This window comes from Enterobacter sp. SST3 (assembly GCF_000286655.1).
In the GTDB taxonomy this organism is placed as follows: Bacteria; Pseudomonadota; Gammaproteobacteria; order Enterobacterales; family Enterobacteriaceae; genus Enterobacter; species Enterobacter roggenkampii.
Map to the genome: position 1 here is coordinate 1 of NZ_ALNS01000024.1, position 17,018 is coordinate 17,018.

At 60.9% G+C, this 17,018-nt stretch carries 13 protein-coding genes and 1 pseudogene; 3 read left to right on the plus strand and 11 right to left on the minus strand.

Annotated features, from left to right (window positions below):
- Positions 1–39: 39 nt before the first annotated feature.
- The 10 genes and pseudogenes from iolB to B498_RS07285 all read right to left on the minus strand — a co-directional run bounded on the left by iolB (position 40) and on the right by B498_RS07285 (position 13,171).
- Complete coding sequence (iolB, locus tag B498_RS07325; RefSeq protein ID WP_008502112.1) at positions 40–864, minus strand: 5-deoxy-glucuronate isomerase; 825 nt, start codon at positions 862–864, stop codon at positions 40–42.
- Positions 865–873: 9 nt separating this feature from the next.
- Complete coding sequence (gene iolE, locus B498_RS07320) at positions 874–1,764, minus strand: myo-inosose-2 dehydratase (RefSeq protein ID WP_008502113.1); 891 nt, start codon at positions 1,762–1,764, stop codon at positions 874–876.
- Positions 1,765–1,775: 11 nt separating this feature from the next.
- Positions 1,776–3,680, minus strand: a complete 1,905-nt coding sequence (locus B498_RS07315; protein WP_008502114.1) for a bifunctional 5-dehydro-2-deoxygluconokinase/5-dehydro-2-deoxyphosphogluconate aldolase — start codon at positions 3,678–3,680, stop codon at positions 1,776–1,778.
- Between the two features lie 12 nt (positions 3,681–3,692).
- Entirely contained in the window at positions 3,693–4,826 is a 1,134-nt protein-coding gene (locus B498_RS07310) for a Gfo/Idh/MocA family protein (RefSeq protein WP_008502115.1), read from the minus strand.
- Between the two features lie 8 nt (positions 4,827–4,834).
- Positions 4,835–5,863 carry an ABC transporter permease gene (locus tag B498_RS07305; protein WP_008502116.1) on the minus strand — a complete coding sequence of 343 codons (1,029 nt, stop codon included), beginning with the start codon at positions 5,861–5,863 and terminating at the stop codon, positions 4,835–4,837.
- Positions 5,864–5,874: 11 nt separating this feature from the next.
- A complete protein-coding gene (locus B498_RS07300) occupies positions 5,875–7,422 on the minus strand; it encodes a sugar ABC transporter ATP-binding protein (protein ID WP_008502117.1) in 1,548 nt (515 codons plus the stop codon).
- Between the two features lie 54 nt (positions 7,423–7,476).
- Positions 7,477–8,406 carry a sugar ABC transporter substrate-binding protein gene (locus tag B498_RS07295; RefSeq protein WP_008502118.1) on the minus strand — a complete coding sequence of 310 codons (930 nt, stop codon included), beginning with the start codon at positions 8,404–8,406 and terminating at the stop codon, positions 7,477–7,479.
- A 31-nt stretch (positions 8,407–8,437) separates the two neighbouring features.
- Positions 8,438–9,424 carry an inositol 2-dehydrogenase gene (iolG, locus tag B498_RS07290; RefSeq protein ID WP_008502119.1) on the minus strand — a complete coding sequence of 329 codons (987 nt, stop codon included), beginning with the start codon at positions 9,422–9,424 and terminating at the stop codon, positions 8,438–8,440.
- Positions 9,425–9,728: 304 nt separating this feature from the next.
- A pseudogene (iolD, locus tag B498_RS0121535) lies at positions 9,729–11,654 on the minus strand (3D-(3,5/4)-trihydroxycyclohexane-1,2-dione acylhydrolase (decyclizing)).
- Between the two features lie 11 nt (positions 11,655–11,665).
- Positions 11,666–13,171, minus strand: a complete 1,506-nt coding sequence (locus B498_RS07285; protein ID WP_008502122.1) for a CoA-acylating methylmalonate-semialdehyde dehydrogenase — start codon at positions 13,169–13,171, stop codon at positions 11,666–11,668.
- 292 nt (positions 13,172–13,463) lie between these two features.
- On the opposite strand from B498_RS07285, the gene B498_RS07280 reads away from it, so the two are divergent.
- The 3 genes from B498_RS07280 to B498_RS0121540 are packed head-to-tail and all read left to right on the plus strand — an operon-like array spanning position 13,464 to position 15,351.
- Positions 13,464–14,294 (plus strand): MurR/RpiR family transcriptional regulator, encoded by an 831-nt coding sequence (locus B498_RS07280; RefSeq protein WP_008502123.1) that lies wholly within the window; start codon positions 13,464–13,466, stop codon positions 14,292–14,294.
- Positions 14,295–14,352: 58 nt separating this feature from the next.
- Positions 14,353–14,625 carry a hypothetical protein gene (locus B498_RS23300; RefSeq protein ID WP_202801668.1) on the plus strand — a complete coding sequence of 91 codons (273 nt, stop codon included), beginning with the start codon at positions 14,353–14,355 and terminating at the stop codon, positions 14,623–14,625.
- Positions 14,626–14,640: 15 nt separating this feature from the next.
- The gene (locus B498_RS0121540; protein ID WP_202801669.1) at positions 14,641–15,351 is read left to right on the plus strand and encodes a DUF3883 domain-containing protein; all 711 of its coding nucleotides are present in this window, start codon (positions 14,641–14,643) and stop codon (positions 15,349–15,351) included.
- A gap of 77 nt (positions 15,352–15,428) precedes the next feature.
- Here the strand turns inward: B498_RS0121540 and guaA are convergent, their stop codons facing one another.
- Positions 15,429–17,006, minus strand: coding sequence for a glutamine-hydrolyzing GMP synthase (gene guaA / locus B498_RS07275; protein WP_008502126.1), 1,578 nt, complete (start codon positions 17,004–17,006; stop codon positions 15,429–15,431).
- Between the last annotated feature and the right edge of the window lie 12 nt (positions 17,007–17,018).

Genomic DNA, 17,018 nt, shown 5'->3' on the forward strand with positions numbered 1-17,018 from the left:
AGGCCGGGTAAGCGCAGCGCCACCCGGCAAAAAACAGCCTCAGTGCCCGCCATCCGCGGGATAATCCCGATTAATCCACGCGTGGTCCTCTTCCCAGGTGAACATCCATTTGCGCACCGGCCCGGCCATCACGTTGAGGTAGTAGCTGTCATACCCGGCCATCGTCGCCACCGGGTGGTAGCCCTTCGGCACCATGACCACGTCACGGTTATAGACCGCCATACACTCATCCAGCGCTCTGTCGTCGGTGTAAACCCGCTGCATGCAGAACCCCTGCTCCGGGTTGAGGCGATGGTAGTAGGTCTCCTCCAGGTAAGTCTCCCGGGGCGGGTTATCCGTGTCGTGCTTGTGGCTCGGGTACGAGCTGGTGCAGCCCTCGTTAGTCCAGACTTCCACCACCAGCAGGCTGTCGGCGGGCTTATCTTCCGGCAGAATATTGTGCACGTAGCGCTGGTTATGGCCCTTGCCGCGCGCTTCAGCGTCGATATCCTGCGGCGCAATCAGCCGCGTCGGATACGTGCCCTTGCCGGGGGCGGCGCAGACCGCCAGCTCGAGCCTCGTCAGCGCCTTCACCTGCACCGTCTCCTGCGGGGTAACGTACACCGCCCACGGCTTGATGCGCTCGAACGGGCTCATCCGCTCGCCGATGTCGTTAAACTGCGCGGAAGGCGTGCTGATGGAGGCGCGCCCGGCGACCAGCACCAGACAGCGCTCTTCGCGAACGGCGGGCAGCGTCAGCGTCTGCCCCTCCTGCAGCTCATACGCCTCAAAGCCGACGTATCCCCACCCTGCGCGTTCCGGCGTGACGGACTGGGTCCGCCCCTCCGCGTTCGGCTGTTGCCAGCGTGATAACAGACGTGACATGTCACCTCCTCAAATCAGTCCGGCGTCGCGCGCCAGACGGCTCAGGTTGTTATACCCCAGACGGGCGTAGGTCAGCGGATGGGCAACCGCCGGGTCCTGCTCCGCCTCCACCACCAGCCAGCCATGATAGTCCTGCGCCTTCAACAGCCGCATGATCGGCGGGTAATCGACGCAGCCGTCGCCCGGCACGGTAAACACGCCGCTCAGTACCGCATCAAGGAAGCTGGTTTTACGGTTTTTCACGTCCGCCAGCACGTCGGCACGCACGTCTTTGCAGTGAACGTGGTTGATACGCGACGCCCAGCGCTGCGCCACCGCCAGCGGATCGGCCCCGGCAACGGTCAGGTGACCGGTGTCCAGCAGCAACCCAACCTCTTCGCCGGTATGGGTCATCAGGTTGTCCACGTCGTCAGCGGACTCAATCACCGTCCCCATATGGTGGTGATAGGCAATCTGCACCCCCTGCTGCTGGGTGTAGCGGGCAAATTCCGTGAGCTTCTCGCCATACTCCTTCCAGCGTGCCTGTGGGAAACGCGGACGCAGATGCACCGGCGTCTGCTGCTCGCCGTGAATGCAGCCGCTCACTTCCGCAAACACCAGCACCTTCGCCCCCAGCTCGCGCAGCAGCGTCAGGTGGGACTGCACGGCGGCGATCTCCTCCTCCACGCTGCGCTCCAGCAGTCGGCCGGAGTACCAGCCGGAGACCAGCTGCAGGTCATGGCGCTGCAGGATGGGGCCAAGCAGCCGCGCTTCGCGCGGGAATTTATTGCCCAGTTCAAACCCTGCGAAACCGGCCTCTTTCCCTTCACTCAGGCAGGTCTCCAGCGGCGTCTCTGCGCCGAGAGAAGGCAGATCGTCGTTCGTCCACGTCAGCGGGTTAATGCCCAGTTGTACACTCATTGTCGTCTCCATTATGCGTGTCCGCGCTCGCGCCACCAGGCGATAAGCTGCAGGTAGTTGTCCCGGATGCGCGCCACCAGCTGCGCATCGTCAATATCGTGCTTCAGCCACGCGCGGGAGGCATCGCCGAACAGCGTGCGCCCTATGGCGAAGCCTTTTACTACCGTCTGCCCTGCTGCGGCCCTGAAGTCGGCGCGCAGCTGTTCTGCAGGGGCATCCAGGCCGAGGATCACCACCCCGCGGCAGTGCGGGTCCCGGCGTTCGATAATCTCGCTCAGTGCCGTCCAGCCCTCGGCGGAAAGCGGCGGCAGCTTCCACCAGTCCGGGTAAATGCCGAGGTTGTAGAAGCGGGAGATGGCGCGCAGGTAGAGCTCGTCGCTGCGCGGCATGGTCGCAGGCAGGATCACCTCCAGCAGCAGCTCGTGCCCGGACTGGCAGCAGGCGTGGTACACCTCAGCGATTTTCTGCTCCTGCTCCAGGCGCAGGCCGTGGGCATCTTCCGGGTGGAAAAAGACCAGGCACTTCACCACGTGCTCCTGCGGCCAGCTGATAAGCTGGGTGCCGATGTTGCCGTGCTCCATCTCCAGCGGACGCGAGCCAGGCAGCTCAATGGGGCGACCAATCCACCACCCCTCGCCGGTGATGGCGTTCAGCGCGTCCTGTCCAAAGGTGCCGTCGCACAGCAGGCCGGCTTTGCCCTCCAGCCCGGCCCGGCTCGCCGCCTCGCGGCTGGCCTGCAGGATCAGCTGCTTGAGGGCAGGAATACGTTTGAGCGACGCGCCGCACTGCAGCGCCATATCCTCAAGCTGGCTGCGGTGGTCGAACGCCATTACGCACAGCTCCGGCCATTCGCGGCGACGGGTGGTCACCCGGTGCAGATGGTTCAGACGCGGGTCGAGATCCGGGCGCGGCACATCCGCAGCGCGAGAGAGATAGTCATCCAGCTCGATTTTGCTCGGCATCGCCGGGGCGCAGCCGTGGCGCGAGACCACCAGCGCGCCGCAGGCGTTGGCATAGCGACACGCCTGCTCCCAGCCCTCGTCGTTCAGGTAGCCGCGCAGCAGGCCGGACATAAACGCATCCCCCGCGCCGAGGACGTTCAGCACCTCCACGCGCACGCCGGTCACCGTCAGGCCGTCGTCCAGCCGGGGCGGAATGGCGTCGGTATAAACCGAGCAGCCGAGCGCACCGCGCTTGCAGACCAGCGTGGCCTGACTCACCGCACGCACCTGCCCCAGCGCCTGCAGGGTCTCCGTGCTGCCGCCCGCAATGTGAAACTCCTCCTCGGTGCCGACAATGACGTCGAAGAGGTGCAGCACCTCCTGCAGCTCGCGGGTGACCTTATCCGCGGCGATAAAACGCGTTTCACCGTCGCCTAAGGAGGTCAGCCCCCACAGCACCGGACGGTAGTCGATGTCCAGCACCGTGCGCACGCCGTGACGGCGGGCATAGCCCAGCGCCGTCAGCACCGCCTCGCGGGTCTGAGGATGAGAAAGGTGAGTCCCGGTGACGGCAAGACACCGTGCGGAGGCAATGTAGCTTTCGTCCACATCGCTGGCCGTAATGGCCATATCCGCGCAGTTATCGCGATAAAAAATCAGAGGAAAGGTGTCCCGGTCTTTAATGCCGAGTAGCACCAGCGCCGTGAGGCGGTCTTTATCGGTAATCAGATGGCTGGTATCGCAGCCCACCTGGCTGAGCTCTTCGCGCAGGAAGCGGCCCATATGCTCGTCGCCGACGCGCGCCAGCATCGACGAACGTAAACCCTGACGCGCGGTGCCGTACGCCACGTTGCCCGACGACCCGCCGAGATATTTGGCGAAGCTCGACGCGTCCTCCAGACGGGCACCAATCTGCTGACTGTAGAGGTCTACCGCCACGCGGCCCATGCATATCACATCAAACTGCTTTTCCACGTTGATACCTCATCAGACAATGTCGTTCACGTTCAGCCAGCGGCCTTCCCGGTGCGAGAGCGCGATCGCGTCCAGCACGCGCGACACCTTCCAGCCCTCTTCGAAGTCCGGCCACATCGGCGCGTCGGCGGCAATCCCGTCCACCAGGTCGCGCACCTCCACCGTTTTTTGATCGTTAAAGCCAATCCCGTGGCCTGCGCCCATGCAGAACGCGGCGTAGTCCGGGTGTGCCGGGCCGACGAGCAGGGTGCGGAACCCCTGCCGGTTTACCGGATCGTCATGCAGATAGAGCTTCAGCTCCGCCATGCGCTCCTGGGTGAAGCTGATGGCGCCTTTCGTGCCGGTAATGACGTACGACAGCCCCATCTTGCGGCCGCAGGCAACGCGGGAGGTTTCAATCACGCCCTGCGCCCCGCCCGCGAAGCGCACCATCGCGTGGGCCTGATCCTCGTTTTCGACGGCAACCATGTCCGACGAGCCGGCCTTCGCCGGGCGCTCCGGGACCACGATCTTCAGGTCGCCGCAGACCTGCTCAATCTCCCCGACCAGGTACTGGGCCATGTTGACGATATGCGCCGCCAGGTCACCCAGCGCCCCCAGCCCGGCGGTCTCTTTGAAGCAGTGCCAGTGAATGGGCGAGAGCGGGTCGGCCATATAGTCTTCGTTGTGGGTGCCGTAGAAGTGGATGACTTCGCCAATCTCGCCGCGGGCAATAATCTCCTTCGCCAGCTGCGCCGTCGGGTTCTTCATGTAGTTGAACCCCACCAGCGTTTTCACCCCGGCCCGCTTCGCGGCGTCGACCATCTCGCGCGCGTCATGGGCGTTCAGCGCCAGCGGCTTCTCCGAGTAGACGTGCTTACCGTGACGGATCGCCTCCAGCGCCATCTCTTTGTGCAGGTGGTTGGGTGAGCAAATATCCACCACGTCAATCGCCGGGTCGGCCACCAGCGCCCGCCAGTCGCCGGTGGAGCGGTTGAAGCCAAACGCCTGCGCGCGCGCTGCCGCCAGCTCCGGCGTGACTTCCGCCACCATCTCGCGCACCAGCCTGCCGCGCAGGTTGAACACCGTCGGGGCCTGGGCATAGGCGATAGCGTGCGCCTTGCCGATATACCCGGTGCCAATCAATCCAATACGAACCTCTTTCATCACTATCCTCACAGTGCGCCGCGACGGCTCTTGGCGTAGGTGTCGAACGCCACCGCCAGAACGATAATTAACCCGGTGATAATCTGCTGGTAGTAGGCCGAGACGTTCATCAGCACCAGGCCGTTAATCAGAATCCCCATGATGATGGAGCCGATAATGGTGCCGCCGATGCGCCCGTAGCCGCCCATCAGCGAGGTGCCGCCAATCACCACCGAGGCGATGACGCGCAGCTCAAAGGAGATCCCGGCCACCGCCTCGGCGCTCCCCAGACGCGCGCTCAGAATGAAGCCCGCCAGCCCCGCCAGGCAGCCAATCAGCACGTAGACGCTGACCAGCACGCGCTTGACGTTCACCCCCGCCAGGCGCGCCGCCTCCGGGTTGCCGCCGATGGCGTAGACGAAGCGCCCCCAGCGGGTTTTATGCAGCGCCAGATAGCCGCCGAGGGCGACGATGGCGAAGATCCAGATCGGAATGGAGATGCCGAGCAGCTCCCCGCGCCCCCACCAGCGGTAGCCCTGATCGAAACCGGCAATCGGCGCGCCGTCGTTGATCACCAGCGTCAGGCCGCGCCAGATAGTCATCCCACCGAGGGTCACGATGAACGGCGGCAGGCGCAGGCGGGTCACGCCCAGACCGTGCAGGAAGCCAATCGCCGTGCCCATCGCCAGACAAATCCCCAGCCCAATCAGCCAGCTCATGCCGCCCCAGGCGTTCGGGTCGACGGTGGTGAAGTTGTCGCCCTTAATCACGTACGCCGCGGTCATGGCGCACACCGCCAGAATGGAGCCCACGGAGAGGTCAATCCCGGCGGTCAGGATGACGAAGGTCATCCCCACGGCCATGATCCCGTAGATGGAGACTTCGGTCAGGATGTTGAAAATATTGCGTTCAGAGAAAAAGTTGCTGTTCTGCGACTGGAAGAAGATCAGCAGCAGGATCATGAAAATCAGCACCCCGAAGCGCTCGAAGAAGGCGATGGGATCGATGCGTCCGGCGCGTTTGACCGGGGCCTGCGTTTTAGAAATCATCTGCGTCATGAGAAACTCCGTTATGCCGCGTTCAGGGCGTTGTGGTTGATGGCCATCATCGTCATCAGCCGTTCTTCGTTAGCGTCGTCACCGTGGATCTCGCCGGTCACTCGCCCTTCGCTCAGGGTGATGATCCGGTCTGACACCGCCATCACTTCAGGCAGATCGGAGGAGATCACGATCACCGCCACGCCCTTTTTCGCCATGTCAAACAGCACCTGGTGCACTTCTGATTTGGTCCCCACGTCGATGCCGCGCGTCGGCTCGTCGACGATCAGCACCCGCGGGTTGAGCGCCATGCAGCGCGCGAGGATCACTTTTTGCTGGTTACCGCCGGAGAGCTTGCGCACCTCCTGCGCGCTGTTGACCATCTTGATCTGCAGCGCCTTGCGGTAGGACTCGATCAGATCGTCCTCTTTGCGGGTATTCACGAACCAGCGCCACTGCAGCAGCGAGGAGAGGCAGGAGAGCGACAGGTTGTCGCGAATCGACAACCCCAGCACCGCCCCCTCTTTTTTGCGGTCTTCCGGCACCAGCGCCACGCCCTGGTCAAGGGCATACAGCGGGTCACGCGGCTGGTAGGGCACGCCGTCCAGCTCAAAGCTGCCCGAGGTAAACGCGTCCGCGCCAAAGAGGCAGCGGGCCACCTCGGTGCGCCCGGCGCCCACCAGTCCGGCAATGCCTAAGACCTCCCCGGCGTGGACGTGGAAGCTGATGTCGTGCAGGGCGATGCCGTGCGGATCCAGCGGCGGCTTTTCGCGGCTCAGCCCCTTCACCGCCAGGCGGACGGGTTTGTCCTCATGATGCGTTTCGCTGGCGGGACGGCGATTAAAGGCCACGTCGCGCCCGACCATCAGGCGGATCAGCTGTTCGACGTTGGTCTCCGCCACCGCGCCGGTGCCGGTGAAGCGGCCGTCCTGGAAAACGGTGAAGCGGTCGCAGAGCTGGAAAACCTCGTGCAGGCGGTGGGTAACGTAAATAATGCTCACGCCACGGTTTTTAAGCTCGCGCACCACGCGGTGCAGGCTTTCCACCTCGCTGTCGCTCAGCGCGGCGGAGGGTTCGTCCATAATGATGAGCCTGGCGTTGAGGGTCAGCGCCCGGGCGATCTCCACCATCTGCTGCTGGGCCACGCTCAGACGGGCGACCGGGGTGGTCGGCGCAACGTTCAGCTGCAGGTAATCAAGAATGACCTGCGCCTCCTGGTTAACCGCCCTTTCGTCGACGATCAGGTTACGTTTACGCGGCTCGCGCCCGAGAAACATGTTTTCCGCGACGGTCATGTTGGGCAGCAGGTTGAATTCCTGATAGATGGTGATAATGCCCTTGTTCTGCCGTTCCACCGGGGAGTCGTCCACCGGCAGCGTTTCGCCATTGAACCAGATCTCCCCGCGGGTTTGCGGCTGCGCCCCCGCGAGCGCCTTCAGCAGCGTGGATTTACCCGCCCCGTTCTCCCCCAGCAGAGCGTGGATCTCGCCCGCGCCGACGGTCAGCTGGGCGCTGCTTAGCGCCCAGACGCCGGAAAAGCTTTTTGCCAGGTCGGTCACTTTCAGTAAGGGTTGCGACATCGGTCTGCTCCTCCTTTAGAGTGAGCCGCCGCGCCAGCGACGGCTGCGGATAAATCAGTTACCGGCCTCACCGATACGCTCAGCCTGCTGCAGGTTCTCTTTGGTGATCAGCGTCGGTGGGTAGTCGGCCCCGGTGATGGCCTTCTTCTCGCGCACGTTGGCCACCAGCTGGCTCATCGCCGTCTGCACCGCAAAGCCCGGACGCTGGTCCGCCGTCACCGCCAGCCAGCCGTCGCGCACGCGGGCCAGCGCTTCCGGTACCGCGTCAAAGCCGGTGACCAGAATTTCGCCCGGCTTCACGCCCTGGCTCTGCAGGGCTTCGATCGCCCCCAGCGCCATGTCGTCGTTGGCGGAGAGGATCACCTGCGGGCGTTTCGGCAGCGAGGGCAGCACGCTTTCCACGATGCGCATCCCTTCAGAACGCATCCAGTTGCCGGTCTGATCGGCGACGATCTTGTACTTATCCCCACCCGCCTTCAGGCTGTCGCGGATCCCTTTGGTGCGTTCGATGTTGGAGGAGGAGCCCGGCTGGCCGGTCAGCAGAATGATCTCCGCCCCGTCGGGGAATTTGGTTTTGACGAAGTCGCCAATCGCCTGGCCGCCTTTGTAGTTGTTGGCGCCAAAGTGCGGCACCTTCTTCTGGCTGTCGACGGAGCGGTCAAGGGTGACCACCGGCAGCTTCGCATCCTGAATTTCATCCACCGCGCTGGAGACCGCGTTCACGTCGTTCGGGGAGACGATAAAGCCCTGCGCGCCGCGGGTGATGGCGTTTTCCAGGTCAGCCACCTGCTTCGGTGAACTGCCCTGCCCGTCCAGCACCTGAAGCTTCACGCCCATCTCTTTTGCGGCTTTTACCGCCGTGCGCTGCATGTGAACTTCAAACGGCATGGCCAGGTTTGGCGTACTGAACACAATTTGCTCGTTTTCGGCGAGGGCGGCCCCGGACGTCATGGCGATGAGGGCGGCTACGATCAGTTTTTTCATTATTATGTCTCTCTGTGTAGGGTTGTGGTGTTTAGAGGACGATCTCGCGCTGGCTACGCAGTGACTCCAGCGCTTTATCCGCGAGGTACAGCGCACGTTCACCATCATCGCCGCTGCAGTCAGGCACCGCTTCGCCGCGCAGGACCGCAACAAAGTGTTCCCATTCCGCGGCGTAAGCGGATTTGTAGCGCTGCAGGAAGAAGTGTTCCGGCAGCGCGCTGGTGCAGCCCTGTTTGCCGTAGTGCTGCACCTGGTTTTCAAGAATGTTGCCCGCGCAAAGCAGCCCTTCGGAGCCGTGCAGTTCCAGGCGCTGGTCGTAGCCGTAAGATGAACGGCGGCTGTTAACGATGGTCGCCATCGCGCCGGAGGCATATTTCAGAACGATAAACGCGGTATCGATGTCCCCCGCCTCGCCAATCGCCGGATCCACCAGGTTGCTGCCCTGGGCATACACCGACACCGGCTCTTCGCCCATGATGAAGCGCGCCATGTCAAAGTCATGAATGGTCATATCGCGGAACATGCCGCCGGAGACGCGCACGTACTCCGCAGGCGGCCGAGACGGGTCGCGGGAAACGATCAGCAGCGATTCCGGCTTGCCGATGCGACCGGCCTGCACGTCGGTTTTCACGCGGCGGAACTGCGGGTCAAAGCGGCGGTTAAAGCCGATAAACAGCGGCACGTCGTACTCTTTGACCACCTTCAGGCAGTCGCGCACGCGGGCGAGGTCGAGGTGTACCGGCTTTTCACAGAAGATGGCCTTGCCGTGGCGGGCGGCCATTTCAATCAGGTCCGCGTGGGTATCGGTGGCAGAGGCGATCAGCACGGCGTGAACGTTAGGGTCGGTCATCGCTTCATCCAGGCTCTGCTGGCGGGCCTGATACTGCGTGGCGAGGCGGGTGGCAAATTCCTGATTCGGGTCAACCACGGACCAGAGCGTGGTCGCGCCGTGGCTGGCGATGTTAGCTGCATGTACCTGGCCAATTCGGCCAGCGCCCAGTAAAGCAATGTTAAACATAACGGCTCCCGGTGTTGGTGAATGCTGTGAACTAACGACTCTATAAATAAAACATTTATTTCATTTTTATAAATAGTGAAAATTATGTTTTTGAGTGCGGGTTAACACTTTTGAGATGAATGAGATAAATTTTGTTATCAATCTCACAACACAGATGAACGTGCGGCAACTCCCCTCACCCCGGCCCTCTCCCTCAGGGAGAGGGAGTAAAAAACCACACCGAGCCGTCCCCTCTCCCTGAGGGAGAGGGTTAGGATGAGGGGAAAACAAAAATGAAATGAAAATTTCGTTACTTCGGGAAAACTCAATACTGACGGGCTTTTTTCACCTGCGACTGCGTTTGCTCCGCGGCCTCACGCACGGCAGACGACTCTGCCACCTGCGCATCACCGGTTCGCCACCATGAGGCGTAGTCGTGGGTCATGGTCTTCGGCAGCACCTTGATGTCCAGCAGCGTCGGGCCCGGATGCGCCCGGGACGCCTCCAGCGCCGCCAGCAGGCTTTGCTCATCGTTCACCCGCCACGCGCGGCAGCCGTAGCTCTCCGCGTTTTGCGCAAAATCGACCTTCACCAGCGGCCCGTCAAGCCGTCCGGTTTCCGGGTTGCGATGGCGGTTTTCCGTGCCAAAGCTGCCCATGCCGTGCCCCATCTGCAGGTTGTTAATGCAGCCGAAGCTGGCGTTATCAAACAGCAGAACGGTGACCTTAATGCCCTCCTGAACGGCGGTTTGCAGCTCGGAGTGGAGCATCATGTAGGAGCCATCCCCCACCATGGCGTATACCGGCAGCCCGGGTCGGGCGAGCTTCGCGCCGATGGCTGCCGCAATCTCGTAGCCCATGCAGGAGTAACCGTACTCCAGGTGATAGCTGTCCGGCGTTTTGACCTGCCAGAGGCGCTGTAAATCCCCCGGCAGCGAACCTGCCGCCCCCACCACGATGGCGTTATCTTCCACATACTGGTTGATGAGCCCCAGCACCCGCGTCTGGGTCAGGCGGGTATTGAGCGCCTCGCCGTATTCCGCCAGCTGCGCGTCCAGGTGCCCCGCCACTTCGGGCGCGTCGTCAGGACGCCACTGGCGATCCCACAGGCGACGGCACTCGTCGCGCCAGGCGGATTTCGCCTCAGCGATCGCCTCTCCCCAGCCGCTGCGGTAATCACCAAGCGCGTGGGTCAATGCCTCGAGCCCGGTTTGAGCGTCGGCAATCAGCGCCGTGGCGTCCAGCTTCAGGGCGTCAAACTCGGCCACGTTCAGCAGCAGGAATTCCACGTCCGGATGGGAAAAGAGCGCCTTGGAGCCGGTGGTAAAATCGGTCAGGCGCGTGCCGATGCCGATCACCAGGTCGGCCTGCGGCGCGAGCTGGTTGGCCGCCATCCCGCCCGTCACCCCTACGCCACCGAGGTTAAGTGGGTGGTCACTTACCAGCGCCCCCTTTCCGGCCTAGGTTTCGGCAAACGGCAGCTGCAGCGTCTCGACAAAGTCGCGAAACGCCTCATGCGCGCCGGAATAGCGTACGCCGCCGCCGCACACCACCAGCGGGCGATGCTTGCGGGCGATCAGCGCCCGCGCCTGCGCCAGACGCTGCGGATCGGGCGGACGACGCTCGATGTGGTGCACGCGACGCGCGAAGAAGCTCAGCGGGTAATCCCACGCTTCCCCCTGCACGTCCTGCGGGAGGCAAATCGTCACCGCACCGGTATCTGCCGGGTCAGTAAGCGTTCGCATCGCGCTGAGCATCGCGCTCATGAGTTGCTCCGGGCGGTTAATGCGGTCCCAGTAGCGGGAGACCGGACGGAAGCAGTCGTTGGTGCTAATGCTGAGATCGTGATACTGCTCGATCTGCTGCAGCACCGGGTCCGGCTGGCGGCTGGCGTAGATATCGCCCGGAAGCAGCAGCAGCGGGATGCGGTTCGCCGTAGCGGTTGCCGCGGCCGTGACCATATTGGCGGCGCCCGGCCCGACGGAGGAGGTGACGGCAAAGATGCGCTGACGGCGGTGCTGTTTGGCAAATCCCGTCGCCATATGGGCGATGCCCTGCTCGTTGCAGCCCTGCATCACCTGCAGATGGCCGGGATCCTGCTCCAGCGCCTGGCCGATACCCAGCACGTTGCCGTGCCCAAAGATCGTCGCCACACCCTCCACGAAGGGCGTTTCGTTGCCGTCAACGCTGACGTACTGTTGATTCAGGAACCGGACCAGCGCCTGGGCCATGGTCATACGTTCGGTTTGCATAAAATCTCCTGTCAGCCCAGCGTCGGCATGGAGAACGCAGCGCCTGTCTCCTGCTGCATTTCCGGCCAGCGCGCGGTGATGGTTTTCATTCGGGTGTAGAAGCGCACGCCGTCGTTGCCGTGGACGTTGAGCGCACCGAAGATGGAGCGCTTCCAGCCGCCGAAACTGTGGAATGCCATCGGCACCGGGATTGGCACGTTGACCCCCACCATGCCCGCCTGCACCTCTTCGCAGAAGCGGCGCGCGCAGCCACCGTCGCGGGTGAAGATTGCCGAGCCATTACCATATTCATGGCGGTTAATCAGGTCCACCGCGCTGGCGTAATCTGCTACGCGCACCACAGAAAGCACCGGACCAAAAATCTCTTCTTTATAGATGGTCATCTCCGGGGTGACGTTATCGAACAGCGTCGGCCCAACGAAGTAGCCCTGCTCGTGCCCCTTCACGCTGAAGCCGCGACCGTCCACGCGAAGTTTTGCCCCCTGCGACTCGCCGCTGTCGATGTAGCCCAGCACCTTGCTGCGGTGCGCGGAGGAGATGAGCGGCCCCATTTCGTTTTCCGGCGACTTGTCCAGGCCCGGCCCGACGCGCAGCGCGGCAATCTGTTTTTCCAGCCGGGCGCAGAGGTCATCGGCGGTGTTATCCCCCACCGCCAGCACCACCGAGAGCGCCATGCAGCGCTCGCCCGCCGCGCCGTAGGCCGCGCCCATGATGGCGTTGGTCGCCATCTCCATGTCGGCATCCGGCATTAAAATGCAGTGGTTTTTCGCACCGCCCAGCGCCTGACAGCGCTTACCGTGGGCGGACGCGGTCTGGTAAATGTATTCGGCAATCGGCGTGGAGCCGACAAAGCTCACCGCCTGCACCCGCGGGTCGGTCAGGAGCACGTCAACGGACTCTTTATCGCCCTGCACCACGTTGAAGACGCCGTCCGGCAGGCCGGCCTCTTTCAGCAGCTGCGCCAGCGCGAGCGCCAGAGAAGGGTCTTTTTCCGACGGTTTCAGCACGAAGGTATTCCCGGTCGCCAGCGCAATCGGGAACATCCACATCGGCACCATCGCCGGGAAGTTAAACGGCGTGATCCCGGCGCAGACGCCGAGCGGCTGCATCAGCGAGTGGCTGTCGACGCCGGTCCCGACGTTCGCCGAGTGTTCGCCCTTTTGCAGATGCGGAATGCCGCAGGCAAACTCCACCACTTCCAGGCCGCGGGTCAGTTCGCCCACCGCGTCGGAGAAGACCTTACCGTGCTCTTCGCTGATGAGGCGGGCAAGGCGATCCATGTTCTCTTCCAGCAGCGCTTTGAAGCGGAACATCACGCGCGCGCGCTTAAGCGGAGCATGACGCGCCCACGCCGGAAACGCCTGCTGCGCGGCGGCAATCGCCTGCTCCGTTTCCTGTGCCGTACTCATCACCACCTGGCGGATCTGCTCGCCGGTGGCCGGGTTGAAGATCGCCTGAACGCGCTGGCCTGAACCGGTGACACATTCGCCGTGAATAAAATTCGCTACCGTCTCCATCCTTAACCTCTCGCTGTTGATACGTGACTGTGACCTGAACACTGTGTACTGAACACTATATATGAAACAAATATTCCATTTTAAGTTGAAATAAAATAAATGATGATTATTGTGATCAAGGATGGATTTTTATGTTAACAGCCAGCACCACTGACGCCGCGTGCGCTATTAAGGGTTCTCGGGCGAGGAAATGACTGAATCTTCTGTTTCATTTTTGCTGCCAGATGGATGGCCGACATTTAAAAGACGCGGTTTTGCGTTTAGAATCATATGACTGTATTTGGGGGATAACATGACGACAGCAACCAGCCTGAACGAACTGCAGCAGCAAATCCGCGATCGCTACGATAGCCTGAGCAAGAGGCTGCAGCAGGTCTCCCGCTACGTGCTGGACAACACCAACAGCGTGGCGTTTGATACGGTTGCCGTCATTGCCGAGCGCGCCGACGTGCCGCCCTCGACGCTGATCCGCTTTGCCAACGCCTTTGACTTCACCGGCTTCAACGAAATGAAACAGCTGTTTCGCATGAACCTGGTGGAGGAGACCGCCAGCTACAGCGACCGCGCCCGGCTGTTCCGCGAGATGGAGAGCGAGGCCGTGCCGGAAACGCCGCTCGATATACTGCAGGAGTTTGCCCGCTCGAACGCGCAGGCGCTGCAGCAGCTGGCCGCCCGCGCCGAGCCGGAGATGCTGGAGCGCGCGGTACAGCTGCTGGCCGACGCCGATACCATCTACATTGCCGGACTGCGCCGCTCCTTTAGCGTCGCTGCCTATCTCACCTATGCCCTGAGCCACCTCGAGTGCCGCCCTATCCTGCTCGACGGCATGGGCGGGATGCTGCGCGAGCAAATCAGCCGCATTAAGGCGCGCGACATCGTGGTGTCGATAAGCTTCTCGCCGTACGCGGAAGAGACGGTGATGGTCAGCGAAACCGCCGCCAGCGTTGGCGCGCGGCAGATTGTGATTACGGACAGCCAGATAAGCCCGCTGGCGACGTTCAGCGATCTCTGCTTTGTGGTGAAAGAGGCGCAGGTGGACGCGTTTCGGTCTCAGTCGGCGACGCTGTGCCTGGTGCAGTCGCTGGTGGTGGCGCTGGCGTATCGGTTGGGAGAAGGGAAATAAGGAATCGGTCTTAATGCTTTCCTTAATCATAAACGGTTGGATCTATCAGGGATAAAATGTGAAAAAAATTTTATGGGTGAAATTCGGCTGGTCAGAATATTATCGGGGTGGACCGGTTAATGGTAATTTTGGTTGGCTAAATGAAAATAAAAAATACGAGCGACGGGGTCACGAGGCGTTCAACTTTGAACCTGCACCTGATGGCACTTATTATTGTTATGTTCCGCCACAAGCAAAACATTATGCCCCTTTAAACGAAGACCCGCACGGATGGACAGTTATTTGTCTTGCGAAAAATCCTCGACGCGCCGGGATCCACATTGTTGGATGATATGAAGATGCAACGTTGCACGGAAAATGGCTTGTTCCGCCTGACAATGAGATAAAAAAAGCGGGGGATATTAACGTATCTTATAGTGACAGGTCATACTGTATTTCAGCCCAGAAAGCCTATTTTATTCCTCCCGACAAACGAAACGCTCCGTTCTCCGATCCCTCCATAAAACAAGGGAAATATTCCTTTCTCGAAGGACCTGGGGTGGAAATCAACGACAATAAGATACGCGTACTTAACTTGCTGAATCAACGGATGGAAAAAATCTCTCCCTTTGCCATCCTTAATCCAAACGATATTAACTCTCCCGACCCTGAACTTAATACAATCGATCCCTTAACGGGATTCGGTACTCCAGAACATAGGAAACGTGTCGAAAAGCGCGCCGAAGATATCGTCATTACACATTACGAGAAAAAAGGTTTTACCTGCAAACGTATGACGCATCTGCCCTGCGGCTATGATTTCTCATTCACGAAAGGTGAAGAGGAGAGACATATTGAAGTTAAAGGCACATCAAGCTCAACCCCGCAATTTTTCCTTACACGGAATGAACATTTGAAGGGAATGCAATCTAATTCAAAATGGCGTCTGGCAATGGTGACTTCTGCCCTTTCTGAATCGCCGAACTTAATTGAATATACTGCCCGCGACCTGAAACGCGTATTTGAGCTTGAACCTTATGTTTATATTGGAAGATTTCTTCCCACAGTAAAGGAATAATGAAACTATTCTTTAGACATAAAAAACCCTCTAAGAAACAGAGGGTTTTTTAGAACGTTAAAAAATTTTAACCGCGTTTATTCCCACTCAATCGTAGCCGGTGGCTTACCGCTGATGTCATACACCACGCGGGAAATGCCGTTCACTTCGTTGATAATGCGGTTAGACACGCGGCCCAGGAAGTCATACGGCAGGTGCGCCCAGTGCGCGGTCATGAAGTCGATGGTTTCCACCGCACGCAGGGAAACAACCCAGTCGTACTTACGGCCATCGCCCATCACGCCGACGGAGCGAACCGGCAGGAACACGGTGAACGCCTGGCTTACCTTGTTGTACAGATCAGCTTTGTGCAGCTCTTCGATGAAGATCGCGTCCGCGCGACGCAGCAGGTCGCAGTACTCTTTCTTCACTTCACCCAGCACGCGCACGCCCAGACCCGGACCCGGGAACGGGTGACGGTAGAGCATGTCGTACGGCAGACCCAGTTCCAGACCGATCTTACGCACTTCGTCTTTGAACAGCTCGCGCAGCGGTTCAACCAGGCCCATCTTCATCTCTTTCGGCAGGCCGCCCACGTTGTGGTGAGATTTGATGACGTGTGCTTTACCGGTGGCGGAGGCCGCAGATTCGATCACGTCAGGGTAGATGGTACCCTGCGCCAGCCACTTCACGTCGTCCAGCTTCAGCGCTTCTTCGTCGAACACTTCCACGAACACGCGACCGATGATCTTACGTTTCGCTTCCGGATCGTTCTCGCCTTTCAGCGCGTCCAGGAAGCGCTGCTCGCCTTCCACGTGAACGATGTTCAGACCGAAGTGGTCGCCGAACATGTCCATAACCTGCTGGGCTTCGTTCAGGCGCAGCAGGCCGTTGTCCACGAAGACGCAGGTCAGGTTTTTGCCGATAGCGCGGTGCAGCAGCATCGCGGTCACGGAGGAGTCCACGCCGCCGGAGAGGCCGAGGATCACTTTGTCATCGCCAACCTGCTGGCGGATACGCTCAACGGCGTCGTCGATGATTTTTGCCGGGGTCCACAGGGCTTCACACTGGCAGATGTCGCGCACGAAGCGCTCCAGCATGCGCATACCCTGACGGGTGTGGGTCACTTCCGGGTGGAACTGCACGCCGTAGAAGCGTTTTTCTTCGTTCGCCATGATGGCAAACGGGCAGCTCTCGGTGCTGGCAACGGTCACGAAGTCAGACGGGATAGCGGTGACTTTGTCGCCGTGGCTCATCCACACGTCCAGCAGCGGTTTGCCGTCTGCGGTCAGGGAGTCTTCGATACCGCGCACCAGCGCGCTGTCGTTAACCACTTCAACCTGCGCATAGCCGAACTCGCGCTCGCTGGAGCCTTCTACGTGGCCGCCCAGCTGCATTGCCATGGTCTGCATACCGTAGCAAACGCCGAATACCGGCACGCCAGCTTCGAATACGTACTGCGGCGCGCGCGGGCTGTTTTCTTCGGTGGTGCTTTCCGGGCCGCCGGACAGGATGATGCCGCTTGGATTGAATTCGCGAATCTGTGCTTCCGTGACATCCCACGCCCACAGTTCACAGTAAACGCCCAGTTCACGCACGCGACGCGCCACCAGCTGAGTGTACTGAGAACCAAAGTCCAGGATGAGAATGCGATGTTTATGAATGTTTTCCGTCATTGACGCTAATTC